This is a genomic window from Thalassospira alkalitolerans (assembly GCF_002115745.1).
GTDB classification, from domain to species: domain Bacteria; phylum Pseudomonadota; class Alphaproteobacteria; order Rhodospirillales; family Thalassospiraceae; genus Thalassospira; species Thalassospira alkalitolerans.
The window spans coordinates 66,775-79,712 of record NZ_JFKB01000008.1 but is presented as its reverse complement, the minus strand read 5'-3'; the positions used below and the strand labels follow the sequence as shown (position 1 = coordinate 79,712).

Sequence of the window (12,938 nt, the reverse complement as noted above, 5' to 3'; positions counted from 1 at the left end):
CCCCCCTGCTGAACTGAAATTCTGTCAAAGAGGACGGCCGGGCAACTGTGCTGCCCGACCGTTAATTTTTCCGATCAGAACGGATAATGGCGTTTGCCGCTTTGCAGGGTGATCCAGCGCATTTCGGTGAATTCATCAATTGATGCTTGCGACCCGAACCGGCCATACCCGCTGGATTTTACCCCGCCAAACGGCATTTGGGCTTCGTCCTGTACGGTTGGACCGTTGATGTGGCAAATGCCGCTTTCGATGCGTTTGGCAACTTCCATCGCGCGCGGGATATTGGTTGAAAATACCGCCGATGAAAGACCATATTCGCTGTCATTGGCGATGCGCACGGCTTCGTCTTCGTTGCCAGCACGGATTACGACACAGATCGGGCCAAAGCTTTCCTCGGCATAAATCCGCATGGCCGGTGTGACATGATCGAGAAGGGTCGCATCCATCAAAACGCCGTCATGGGCCTTGCCGGAACCGGCAACCAGTTTGGCACCCTTGGAAACGGCGTCTTCGACCAGTTCTTCGATCCGGTTGATGGCTTCGATATTAACCACACCGCCAAGGATATGTTCGGCCTTTGCCGGATCACCGGCGGTCAGTGTTTTGGCCTTGGCAGCCAGTTTGGCAACAAAGTCATCGGCAACCGCATTGTCAACGATCAGGCGTTCGGTCGACATGCAAATCTGGCCCTGGTTCATATAGGCGCCAAATGCCGCACCATTGACCGCTTCGTCAATATCTGCATCGTCAAGGACAAGGAAGGGGGCCTTGCCGCCGAGTTCCAGAAGAACCGGTTTAAGGTGTTCGGCGGCGAGTTTGGCAATGATCCGGCCAACCCGGGTTGACCCGGTAAAGTTGATACGCCGAACCGCCGGATGGGCGATCAGGGTTTCAACAATTTCCGGGGCGTCTTCGGGGGCGTTGGTCACGACGTTCACAACACCCGCCGGGGCACCGGCTTCGACCAGGCATTCCCCGATCAGGCGATGCAGGGCCGGGCAAAGTTCGGATGCTTTAAGCACCACGGTATTGCCACACGCAAGCGGCATGGCAATGGCACGCGTGCCAAGGATCACCGGCGCATTCCACGGCGCAATGCCCAGAACCACACCAACCGGCTGGCGAATGCCCATCGCCATCAGGCCGGGGGTATCGGACGGGATCAGATTGCCTTGGATCTGGGTGGTCATGGCCCCGGCTTCGCGCAGCATATTGGCCGCAAGATGGGCGTTAAAGCCGCCCCACATGCGCGTGCTGCCGGTTTCGGAAAGCACAAGATCGCCAAATTCGGCCCCCTTGGCTTCCATGATATCGGCGGCTTTGAGCAGGATTTTACGTCGTGCGCCCGGGCCCATTTTGGACCATTCGGGAAAGGCCGCGGCGGCGGCATCGGCGGCTTTGCAGGCGTCGGCGGGGCTGGCGGCGGCGGCAATCGTGGCGGTTTCGCCGGTCACCGGGTTTTTGCGCTCGAACGTGCGGTTGTTGGCGGCATTCACGCCTTCGTTGTCGATCAGTAATTTGGCATTATTCATGACGTTTCTCCTGGCTCTTTTATGTTCCGCTGTGTGGTGGCGAAAGGCTGCTTTACGCAGCCCCAAGGCCCAAAAAGGCCTTTTGCACAGCGGGGTCCGATTGCAGGGCCAAGGCAGTATCCTGCCCGGTGATGGCCCCGTTTTCGATGAGATATCCGCGATCGGATATGGCAAGGGACTGACGGGCATTCTGTTCGACCAGAAGTACCCCAACCCCGGTTTTTTGTATGGCGGTAAGTGCCTTGAACAAGTCGCTGGTCATGATGGGCGATAGGCCAAGGGACGGTTCATCAAGTAAAAGGATATCGGGATTGGACATCAAGGCGCGTCCGATGGCGACCATTTGTTGTTCGCCGCCCGACATGGTGCGTGCAGCCTGATCAAGGCGTTCGGACAGTTTGGGAAACAAATCAATCACCCGGGCCAGGTTTTCCTTTTCGCTTGCCCGCGCACGTTTGGCAAAGGCCCCAAGTTCAAGGTTTTCACGCACGGTCAGGTCACCAAAAATCCCCCGTCCTTCGGGGACAAGGGCCAACCCGGCTTCGACAATCCGATGTGCGGCAAGATCGGTCAGGTCTTTGCCCGAAAGGGCGACGGCGGAATTTTCGTGCTTGGCAACCAATCCGGCGCAGGCCTTAAGCAGGCTGCTTTTACCCGCCCCATTGGCACCAAGGATTACAACGATTTCACCGCGATCCACGCGCAGTGATACATCGCGAAGGGCGGCGTGCTTGCCATAGGAAACCGACAGTTTGTGGACTTCAAGCATGAGCGTCCCCCAGATAGGCGCGAATGACTTCCGGGTCGGCAAGAACCGTTTCGGGCGTACCATCGGCGATTTTTGTGCCGGTATTCATCACCACGCATCGATCACACAGGCTTCGGATTGCATCCATGACATGTTCGACCATGATGATGGTTAATCCTTCGGATTTTAGCTTGCGGACCAGGGCGATGCCTTCCTGAAGTTCGGACGGGTTTAACCCCGCCAACCATTCATCAAGCAACAGCAACTTGGGCTGTAATGCCAATGCCCGGCCGAGTTCAAGCCGTTTCTGATCGATATAGGTCAGATCACCGGCGGGTGTATGGGCGTGATCGGCAAGACCGATACGATCAAGCAACGCCCGTGCGGCCAGTTTCGCCGCGTCGCCCCAAAGCGGGCCGGGGCGAAAGGCCAGACCGGCTTCGATATTTTCGATGCAATCCAGATCGGGCAGGATGCGCACGAGTTGAAAGGTGCGCGCAATCCCGGCATGGCTGATCGTGTGCGCAGGCAAACTTGTGATATCACGTCCGGCCAAAACAACCTTGCCCTCGTTGGGGGGGAGTGCGCCGGAAATCAGGTTCATCACCGTTGTCTTGCCCGATCCGTTCGGGCCAAGCAGGCCAAGGATTTCGCCTTTATGCACATCAAATTGCATCTGGTTGACGGCAATCAGGCCGCCAAATGCCTTATGCAGGCCCGATACCGAAAGAAGAATTTCCGCGCTCATGCTGTTTTCTCCTTGGTCGTCGGGGGGCCATTTGGATGCGATGGCTTGTTCGGGCCGCCGTATTTTTCATAAAGCCCGATGACCCCGCCCGGTAACAGATAGACAATTACCATAAAGGTAACGCCGAGCATGATGCTGAAATGGTTAGGGAAATTCGCGGTCAGAACCTCAAACAGCAAGGTTAGCGGTATCACACCCAAAATCGGCCCCAGCAAGCGGCGTGGCCCGCCAAGTAACGCCATGATCACCACCTGAAACGACAGCATCGGGTTAAATGCAATCACCGGATCGATATAGGTCCAGCGCGGCGCCATGATTGCCCCGGTCAATGTCATGAAAACAGCAGACAGAACAAACAGGGCAACCTTGACCCGGGTCACATTGATGCCGCAATGTTTGGCAACGGTTTCGTCCTCGCCGATAATACGCAGCGCAAAGCCAAGCCGTGACCGGCCAAGTATAAAGCCGGTCAAAAGCAGGACGGCCAGCAGGGTCAGAAGCTGCCAATAGATGTCATCTTGCGTTATATCCAGGAAAATATAGCGGCCCAATTCGCGGGTGACATTGACCTCGTACCAACTGACAACCTGACGCACCAGTTCGGTCAGGCCAAAGGTAAAGATCACGAAATAAACCCCCGCCAGACGCAATGTTGAAAACCCGACCAAAAGGGCAAGGACCGTTCCGGCCAGCGCGGCACAGATCAGAACGACGGGAAACGGCAGGATTTCACCCAGGACGGCGACGGTATAGGCGCCGATGCCAAAAAACACGACTGTTGCCAGCGAGATATAGCGTGTCGGACCGGAAAACATCGCCCATGCGGTTGCCAAAATGGCAAAGCTCGTGATGCTGATCGCAAGCGACATGTAATAGCTGTCAACGAGCGACGGCAAAAAGGCCAGGGCTGCAAAGATGATTGCACCAAGAATGACGGGTTTGATGAAGTCGGATTTAAAGGTGACGATGTTCATGACGTGGCCCTTCCGAATAGGCCAGATGGCTTGATCAACAGCACCAGCAGGAAGATCACATAAGTCACCGCAATGGTCAGGCCCGGATCGATATAGGTCGCCACCAGTGCCTCGGCGATACCAAGGATAAGACCCGCCACCAGCGCGCCCAAAATGTTGCCAACCCCGCCCATGATCACAACAATCAGGGCCTTCATGGTAAAGACCACACCCATAGAGGTCGAAAATGTCAGGAACATGCTGACCAGAACGCCGCCAATTGCGGCCATCGCCCCGCCAAGGGCAAAGGCAAAGCAGGCGGCGAAATTAACGTCAATCGCCACAAGACGGGCTGATTGTGGATCAACCGCAACTGCACGAAGGGCCGTGCCGATCCGGGTGCGGGTCAGGATCAGGTAAAAACCAAGCCCGATCACGACGGCAAATCCCAGTGCAACCAAACGGTTGGCCGCAATTGCGGCGCCAAATACATTTACCGCACTGTTCATGAAGTCATAGCTGTAGTAATTGCCGCCAAACCAGACCAGCAAAACACCCTGCACGATGAACAAAAGGCCAAAGGTAGCCAGAATGCTGTCGACTTCAAGCATGCCACGGTTCTTGGCACGCGCGACAAGCGGTTTTAGCAATATGCGATAGATCGCCCAATTTAAGGCAAATGATGCCGGGATAAGGATCAAAAGGCCGATTACCGGATTGATCCCGGCCGATGTCATCAGGACAAAGGCGGCAAAGGACGCGACAACCACAAGCTCGCCATAGGCGAGGTTCATGATCCGCGATACCCCGTATTGCAGGGTCAGCCCCATGGCGACAAGTGCATACATGCCGCCAAGGGTGATCCCTGAAAAGACTGCGTAACTTAACATGCAATTCTTCCCAAAGGCGGGGTGCGCTTATTGCGCACCCTTCCAATCCGGTTTCGGGAAGATAAGCGCCTGTGCGCCGTCCATGCTGGTTGGTGCAATGCCAACAAATTTGCCATCCTGCCACTGGCCGACCTGCCAGAAATTCTGGTCGCCCGGTTTATAGCTGCCCAGAATGGTATCAAATCCACCCTTGGCCAGTTCGGCATTGATGGCGTCACGATCGGTCGAACCGGCGCGTTCAATGGCCTGCTGCAGGGATTGCAGGGACGCCCAGTTGACAATTGATGCCCAACGATCCGGTTCGCGACCGGCAAAGGCGATATGGCGTTTGATATAATCGGCAATTTTTGGATCGGTTTCGCTGGCGCCGCCAAGGCTGACGACGCCCTCGGCATCCGCGCCAAAGCGATCTTTATAAAGCGGGAAAGCCGTGCCAACCCCGGCATAGAAAATCTTGGGGTTGAAGTTCAAAACACGCGCCTGTTCGGTCAGGCCAAGCGTGCCGGGCGGATAGCTGAAGGCGACAAAGGTATCCGCACCCAGTGACTTGATTTCATTGACGATGGTCGCCAAGTCTTGTGACCCCAGCGGATAGGTCTTGTCATAGACCAGTTCAAAATCATGTTTTTCAAGTGCCTTGCGACCGGCATTGGAAAGCTCGATACCAAAACCATCGGCAACCGCGATCATGGCGACCTTGTTATTGATTTTGCCGTCGGATTTCAACTGGTCCAGGAAGGTGGCAAGTTCATTTGCATATTGTGACCCGGTGCCAAGCAACCAGTATGAATTTTTCCAGCGCTTGGATAGTTGTGGTGCTTTGTCACTGACCGCCGTTCCAGCCAGATGGGCGTAGCCTGCCCGATCAAGGATCGGGGCGACTGCAAGGTTAAGACCTGTGCCCCAAGGCGACAGGATAAAATCAACTTTGTCCTGATTGATCAGGCGTTCAATGGCGCGCACGGCTTCTTCTGAACTGGATCGGTCGTCATATTCGACAACTTCAATCGGGATCATTTTATCGCCGACTTTAAGGCCGCCGGCGTCATTGACTTCTTTGACCCACATTTCGTAATTCGGAATGGTGCTGGTATTGGCACCCGGTGCGCCCGGCCCGGTTTTTGAAATGGCATAGCCGATACGGTATGTATCCTGGGCTTGCGCCTGTGCGCCCAAAAGGGCGGTGCCGATCAATGCGGTCGTGGCTGCTGCCAGTGTCGCAATGCGCAGACGTGATGAAATTTGCATCTTGGTCTTCCTCCTGAATGATCGAGGCGGATTTACCGCTTTGGCGTTGGTTTCAGGAAGATAAATACAGAAGTTTCATTACTTACCTTGCAGTGCAAAGTAAATCTTCGGTGCATCCTCCTGCCCGTTGTCTCGCATTTGCGAAATAACGGGGACGCATTATTCGATATCTTTTGTTGTTTATGACGGTTTCTTTGTCCGCGATATTAGTAGGCACTGGAATGCTTCCATTGTAAAGATGGTCAAATTGACATTTTAAGACGAAAAATTGTACTATTTTACATATAACCATTTGGAATATTTCAGGGGCAAAAAGGCATGGATCCATCAGGGCGCCTATCTGTCCGACGCCAAACATCGTTTGGTGCGCGGCATTTTGATGATCCGGTGCCGGTAACGACACAGGCCATCATGGACCGGTTTGACCCTTCATTATCCGCACAGGACTGGGTGATGAACGATCCGGGGCGTCGGGATCGGTGTTATGCGGTGCTGATGTTGTCCGGGCGGGCGCATATCCGTTTGCGACAGGGCACAATCGAATGCCGTGCGCCGGCATTGGTATGGTTGCCACTTGGCGAAACACAGGCCGTGTCGGTGGCTGCCGGGGCGAAAGGATATTTGTTATCGGTGGTTGATGACCTTGTGGCGCGTCATTGCGGTGGCGGTGGCGGTGCTGTTGTTGGATCTGGTGGTGTTACCGGATCGGGGATGGCCCAGATGGTTGTGGGACTGGGCGGGGGATTGCCGCTGCGTTTTGCCGCCGATACGGTTCATAACGTCACCCCGGCCGAGGGGAGTGATAATCTTGCACTTTTGGCACGCAGTTTTGACGCGATCCGGGCAGAGCTTTTGCAAAATGCCCTGGGGGCAAGCACGGTTGTTGGTGCGCATTTACAGATTATCCTGACCATGGTTCTGCGTCTGGCCGAGGGGGTTATGGAACAGCGCGATAAACATCGCCCCGGTTCCATCACGTTTCAGCGGTTTTTGCAGGTGCTTGAACTGCATTTTCGCGAACACTGGAATGTGGCTGATTATGCCGGTGCGCTGGGTGTTAGTGAACGGCGGCTGGGATCGGCGGTGATGCGGGCCACCGGTAAGGCACCCCTGACGTTGATACATGAACGGATCTTGCGCGAAGCCTGTATGCGGCTTGAACAAAGTCCGCTTGGTGTGGCGCAGATTGCCTATGGGCTTGGCTTTCGGGATCCGGCCTATTTCAGCCGGTTTTTCAAACGCTATATGGGCGAGGCCCCCGGTGCTTATCGCCGTCTTCGCCGGGCCGAAGAACGGGTGCGCGATGATACCTTTGCCGCCTGGCCATAAGTAGGGGGCCGGTGGATGCGTGAAATGTCGCAGAATTGTCGCAAGTGCTCACATAGTTTTGATGGTCCCTTGCGTCATCTTTGCCATTCTTTGATCTCATTTTTTCGCTGTTATTGTAACAATAGTGAAATGTGACATCTGACATATGACAGGATTGATGCGTGAAAAAAGGCAGAACCATTATTCTTGGCCTTCTGGCTGTATTTGTGTTGCCGTTCGGGATCAGTCTTGCCGAAGACCCGCCGGGTCAAAAGGCCGAGGAACCGCAGACATGGCGCAATGCGCCGCGCCATTCATCGGGGGTGGCGCCTGATCCGGGGGCCAATGCCGATATTGCGATTGTGCAGGTCATGGCCGCGCATACCTATGGCTGGCGCGGTTATTTTGCGGTCCATCCGTGGGTGATTTATAAACGTGCTGGCGAAACCAGCTTTACCCGTTATGACGTGGTTGGTTGGGGTGGGGGCACTGTGGTGCGCAAGAACTATGCGCTGCCCGATGGGTTGTGGTTTGGTTCTGAACCACAAGTTCTGGCCGATCATCGCGGCGCGGGTGTTGATGCCCTGATCGATCAGATCGAGGCCGCGATCAAGACCTATCCCTATCCCACCGAATATCGCAGCTATCCCGGTCCGAACAGTAATACGTTTGTTGCCCATATCGGGCGCGAAGTCCCCGGCCTTGATCTTGACATGCCAGCCAATGCCATCGGCAAGGATTACCGCGAAATCACCAATCCGGTCGGGTTGTCATCCAGCGGTCAGGGCATTCAGGCTAATCTTTTCGGGTTGCTTGGCTTCACTGTCGGGCTGCAAGAAGGGATCGAGCTGAACCTTTTAGGGCTAAATATCGGGATTGATTTCAATCGCCCGGCCTTGCGCCTGCCGTCTGTCGGGCGGTTGGGGATGGATGATGTGGCATCGGCTGGTGATGCATCTGCATCTGTGCCCAGGCCTGCGGAAGAAGCCGGTGAAGCGACTGCTGTGGGGCCAAGCAGCTAGGGGGCTTACCCCCAGGCAAAGCAACGTTTTTCTATTTTATCTGTTTGCAGGTGATAACCAATCGCGTATTGGCTTGTGGTGTATGATCATCACAAGCCGGGCGCTTTAATGTCTGTATTTTCGTCCCTTTCCCCCGCCGCATCACGATCTGTGCCGAAAACGGTCTGGATTTTGGGCTTTGTCAGCCTGTTGATGGATGTTTCATCCGAGATGGTCCAAACCCTGTTGCCACTTTATCTGGTCAGCGGGCTTGGCGTATCCGCACTTGCAATTGGCATGATCGAGGCGGTGGCCGTTGCCACGGCAACCGTGACCAAACTTTTTGCCGGTGTGCTTTCGGATATGCTGGCAAGCCGGAAGTGGTTGGCCGTTATTGGCTATGGCTTGGCGGCTATTTCGCGGCCGATATTTCCACTGGCCGATGGGGTCGGGCAGATTGTTGTCGCGAAATTCATTGATCGTATTGGCAAGGGGATACGATCCGCACCGCGCGATGCCTTGATCGCCGACGCGGCCCCGCCCGAAGCCCGCGGGGCAAGTTTTGGGTTGCGCAAATCGCTTGATACCATGGGCGGGTTCTTTGGTCCGTTGATCGCGGTTGGCGTGATGCTGCTATCGGCTGGTGATTTCAGGCTGGTTTTCTGGCTTGCGGTTTTACCGGCAGTGGCGGCAGTCGGATTGCTGATTTTTGCCATACGTGAACCACAAAAGCCCTTTCATCCCAAAGCCCGTCCGGCGATCCTGAAACAGGCAGGCAAGCTTAACCGGGCGTGCTGGATGGTGATGATTGTTGCCGCCATCCTGATGCTGGCCCGTTTTAGCGAGGCGTTCTTGCTGCTGCGTGCGGATCAGGTTGGTATTGCCATCAGCTTTGTGCCCCTTGTGATGGTGTTGATGCATGGGGTTTATGGGTTTTGTGCCTATCCGGTCGGTGTTTTGTCGGACCGGATCGGGCGAAGCGGGCTTTTGGCGGTAAGCATTGGCGTGCTTGCCCTTGCTGATTTGGCGATTGCCGTTTTGCCCGGGGTGGCGGGGTATTTGGCGGGGATTGTTCTTTGGGGGCTGCATATGGGGATGTCACAGGGATTGTTGGCCACCCTGATGGCGGATCATGCTCCGCCACATCTTCGCGGTTCGGCCTTTGGCATGTTCAATCTGGTGTGTGGCGGTGCGCTGTTGATCGGCAACCTTCTTGCCGGTGGCCTTTGGGAATTTGCCGGGGCACAGGCAACGTTTCTTGCCGGGGGGGCATTTTGCGTGCTGGCCGGGTTGGCGATCACGATCCTGCCAAGGGGAAATATCATTACCGGGCAGATGCGGGGGTAATTCCCGATGTATTCTTCTGAATATAGCGGGAATTTCATCTGTGAATTTCCACGGCGCTTTGGCTTTATGGGTTGAGGAAATAAATCGATCCGTTTAGCAGGGTGGCAAACCCGACCCAAAGCGCATAGGGCACCAATAACATTCCGGCCAGTTGGTCAATCCGCCAGAACATCCTGCAATTGATGATGATCAGGATCAGCAACGCGATAATATCAATCAGGCCAAGCATGGGTGATTGCGCGCCAAAAAACAGGAACGACCACAACAGGTTCAATGTCAGTTGTGCGCCATAGATCGCAAACGGGACTTTTGCCCCGTCAATCCCGCGTTTAAGCCATGCACGCCAGCCGCTAAAGGCGATCAGGAAGTAAATCAGGCTCCATGCCGGGCCAAACAGCCAGTTCGGTGGATTGAAAAACGGCTTTTCCAGCGTCGGATACCATGTGCCAACACTGGTTGATGTCACCGCCCCGCCCGCCGCGGAAATGATCAGGCATAGAACCATGAACGCAATCAGCGCAAAAACGCGCGTCCGATGGTTGGGGTGAAATGGTGCGGCGGTGCTGTTGGTATCGGTCATGAACCTGCCCTTGCTGGCGTTGATCTGATTAAGATAGTGCTCAAAAAGCCTTTTTCGCAAGAGGCATGGTTCTGAAACATCGTGATGATCCGTCGGGTAGCCCACCCCGATTAAGCAAATGGATCATAGGTCCCAAAGCTCCAGATATGGCCTTCGGGATCGCGGGCGGAATAGGCCTTGCCGCCGTGATTTTGTGCTTCCAACGGCATGACGATTTCGGTGCTGGCGGCAATAGCGTGGGCATAGTGAAGATCGGCATCAGGCACGATGATATAGATGCTTTGGGTGACGCCGCCGATATCGCGCGGGCGACGGGTTAGTTTGCCATATTGGCTGTCGCGAGCCTGACCCAGCATGATCATGCCATTGCCAAAAATCAGTTCGGCATGTTCGATAATACCGTCTTCATTTTCATAGATGGCGTGCTTTTCAAAAGCAAAGGCCCGGCACAGAAATTCGATGGCAGCCTTGGCGTCATCATAATGCAGGGCGGGGATTACAGTGCTGTGTTTTGAAAATCCATTTGGCCGCGCGTTCATAACTGGTCCTTGTCATGGTTGGGGGTTTTAAAGGATGTCATTTCGGGGGGCGTTGTCTTTGACGCAGTTCAATCGTTAAACGGGGCTGGTGCCATTTTGGAATATGAAGATTGATAAATTATGCGGAAATTTGCACATAAGTGATTGTAATCACAGTTAAGAAATGTGCCGCTTGTTATATGCTTGTTTATCTGTGGTTTTCTATCATCTGGTGATGACGTCACTTTTTTGTATTCATACCGCTTCCGGGATTCTTGAAAGTAACGAAAAAAGACCAACATGTCCGCTATGTTCGGGCACAGATTTATGGGGATGGGAATGTTCAATCTGAACTCTATGAAGATCGGTAAACGCATGCTGATCATCGTCGCAGGGGCTGTCCTTGCGGTATTGCTGGTTGGGGCGTTTGGCCTTACCGAAATGCGTAGCAATATGGTCGAGGATCGCAAAGCCAAGACGAAGAACCTGGTCGAAGTCGCGATCAGCCTGGTTGGGCATTTTTATCAGATGGAGCAGTCCGGCGAACTGACGTCAGACCAAGCGCAGGACGGCGCCAAAAAGGCGCTAGCGTCGCTGCGTTATGATGAGAAGAACTATTTCTTTGCCTTTGATTTCACCCCGGTCGTTCTGATGCATGATATCAAGCCGAGCCTTGTCGGCAAGAATCTGAGTGATGCTGTGGATGGTTCAGGCAAGCACCATTACCGGGAATTTGCCCGAGTTGCCCGCGAAGATGGACAAGGCTTTGTCGATTATACCTATCAGGTTCCAAAATCGGACAAGCTTCGTCCGAAGTTATCGTTTGTTAAAGCATTTGAGCCGTGGGGCTGGGTGGTTGCAACCGGGATTTACATGGATGATGTGAATGCCGTGTTCCAGAAAAGCATGCTGGTCATGGGGCTTGTCGCACTGGCGATCCTGTGTGCGGTTGTTGGCATGTCTTTGATGATCAGCCGGGGCATTACCCGCCCGTTGTTGGCGATTTCGGAAAATATGCTGCGTCTGTCGCAGGGCGATCATAATATCGAGGTCAAATATACCGATCAGAAAAGCGAGATCGGTGATCTGGCACGTTCGATGGATATCTTTAAGGCCAAAACCATCGAAATGGAAGAAATGCGAACCCAGCGTGAGGAACAGGAACGTCGTTCCGATGCTGAAAAACGCGATGCCTTGCGCAAAATGGCCGATAGTTTTGAAGCCAGCGTCGGGCAGGTGGTTGCCCAGGTTATTCAGGCAACAAGCGATATGCAAACTTCGGCTGATGCAATGACCGGTACCGTAAGACAGGTTGGTCAGCGTGCAAGTGTGGTATCGACCGCCTCGCACGAAATGTCGAGCAACGTTGAAACTGTGGCCTCTGCGGCCGAAGAACTCAGTGCATCGATTGCCGAGATTAGCAATCAGGTTGCTAAATCTTCGACCATTGCCAATGGTGCGGTGCGGACATCGGAAGAGACCCACCAGAAAATCGAAATGCTGGCCGAGGCCGCCAATAAGATTGGTGAAGTGGTATCGCTGATTACAAGCATCGCCGAGCAAACCAATCTTTTGGCGCTTAACGCAACGATCGAGGCCGCGCGTGCCGGTGATGCGGGCAAAGGTTTTGCCGTTGTTGCCAACGAGGTCAAAAACCTTGCCAACCAGACGGCAAAGGCAACCGAAGACATCCGCACGCAAGTAGAGGATATTCAGGTGGCAACATCCAATGCGGTGACCGCCATCAGTGAAATTGCCGAAACCATCCGCCAATTGGATGGCTCGACAACGACAATTGCAGCCGCGGTTGAAGAACAGGGGGCCGCAACCCAGGAAATCGCCCGCAACGTTGAACAGGCTGCCCATGGTACGCGCGATGTTTCGGAAAACATCACCGGCGTGTCGTCAGCGGCCGAAGATGCTGAAAACCTTTCGACGGAAGTTCTTGGCCTTGTCCAAGGGCTTGGACGTCAGGCTGAGGTTCTGAACAGTGCGGTTGAGTCCTTCCTTACGGAAGTTCGCAGCACCTGATTGGTGAAATGTTGATTAGGCCCCCGGTTCTGCA

The 12,938-nt window shown here is 54.5% G+C and carries 12 protein-coding genes; 4 read left to right on the top strand and 8 right to left on the bottom strand.

Translation table 11 applies throughout. The features are described from left to right. Window positions 1-74: 74 nt before the first annotated feature. Genes TALK_RS12580 through TALK_RS12555 form a run of 6 tightly spaced genes read right to left on the bottom strand, consistent with a single transcriptional unit; the run spans window position 75 to window position 6,119 of the window. Window positions 75-1,532, bottom strand: a complete 1,458-nt coding sequence (locus tag TALK_RS12580; protein WP_085619390.1) for an aldehyde dehydrogenase — start codon at window positions 1,530-1,532, stop codon at window positions 75-77. A 52-nt stretch (window positions 1,533-1,584) separates the two neighbouring features. Further along, window positions 1,585-2,301 (bottom strand): ABC transporter ATP-binding protein, encoded by a 717-nt coding sequence (locus TALK_RS12575; RefSeq protein ID WP_085619388.1) that lies wholly within the window; start codon window positions 2,299-2,301, stop codon window positions 1,585-1,587. Then, window positions 2,294-3,028, bottom strand: coding sequence for an ABC transporter ATP-binding protein (locus TALK_RS12570; RefSeq protein WP_085619386.1), 735 nt, complete (start codon window positions 3,026-3,028; stop codon window positions 2,294-2,296). Before TALK_RS12570 ends, TALK_RS12575 begins: the two co-directional genes overlap by 8 nt. Further along, entirely contained in the window at window positions 3,025-4,002 is a 978-nt protein-coding gene (locus TALK_RS12565; RefSeq protein ID WP_085619384.1) for a branched-chain amino acid ABC transporter permease, read from the bottom strand. The genes TALK_RS12570 and TALK_RS12565 overlap by 4 nt, the downstream gene beginning before the upstream one ends. Next, window positions 3,999-4,871 carry a branched-chain amino acid ABC transporter permease gene (locus TALK_RS12560; protein ID WP_085619382.1) on the bottom strand — a complete coding sequence of 291 codons (873 nt, stop codon included), beginning with the start codon at window positions 4,869-4,871 and terminating at the stop codon, window positions 3,999-4,001. Before TALK_RS12560 ends, TALK_RS12565 begins: the two co-directional genes overlap by 4 nt. A gap of 27 nt (window positions 4,872-4,898) precedes the next feature. Beyond that, window positions 4,899-6,119, bottom strand: a complete 1,221-nt coding sequence (locus tag TALK_RS12555; protein ID WP_085619380.1) for an amino acid ABC transporter substrate-binding protein — start codon at window positions 6,117-6,119, stop codon at window positions 4,899-4,901. Window positions 6,120-6,437: 318 nt separating this feature from the next. Between TALK_RS12555 and TALK_RS12550 the strand changes: the two genes are divergently transcribed. From TALK_RS12550 to TALK_RS12540, 3 genes are all read left to right on the top strand, one after another. Then, the gene (locus TALK_RS12550; RefSeq protein WP_085619378.1) at window positions 6,438-7,448 is read left to right on the top strand and encodes a helix-turn-helix domain-containing protein; all 1,011 of its coding nucleotides are present in this window, start codon (window positions 6,438-6,440) and stop codon (window positions 7,446-7,448) included. A 161-nt stretch (window positions 7,449-7,609) separates the two neighbouring features. Continuing rightward, on the top strand, window positions 7,610-8,449 hold the full coding sequence (locus TALK_RS12545) for a DUF3750 domain-containing protein (protein ID WP_085619376.1): 840 nt from the start codon (window positions 7,610-7,612) through the stop codon (window positions 8,447-8,449). A gap of 108 nt (window positions 8,450-8,557) precedes the next feature. After that, complete coding sequence (locus TALK_RS12540; protein WP_085619374.1) at window positions 8,558-9,775, top strand: MFS transporter; 1,218 nt, start codon at window positions 8,558-8,560, stop codon at window positions 9,773-9,775. A 64-nt stretch (window positions 9,776-9,839) separates the two neighbouring features. Here the strand turns inward: TALK_RS12540 and TALK_RS12535 are convergent, their stop codons facing one another. Beyond that, window positions 9,840-10,355: a TspO/MBR family protein gene (locus TALK_RS12535; RefSeq protein ID WP_085619372.1), complete on the bottom strand. Its 516-nt coding sequence runs from the start codon at window positions 10,353-10,355 to the stop codon at window positions 9,840-9,842. A gap of 110 nt (window positions 10,356-10,465) precedes the next feature. Continuing rightward, window positions 10,466-10,894 (bottom strand): VOC family protein, encoded by a 429-nt coding sequence (locus TALK_RS12530; RefSeq protein WP_085619370.1) that lies wholly within the window; start codon window positions 10,892-10,894, stop codon window positions 10,466-10,468. A gap of 318 nt (window positions 10,895-11,212) precedes the next feature. Between TALK_RS12530 and TALK_RS12525 the strand changes: the two genes are divergently transcribed. Next, complete coding sequence (locus tag TALK_RS12525) at window positions 11,213-12,904, top strand: methyl-accepting chemotaxis protein (RefSeq protein ID WP_245829870.1); 1,692 nt, start codon at window positions 11,213-11,215, stop codon at window positions 12,902-12,904. Window positions 12,905-12,938: the final 34 nt, after the last annotated feature.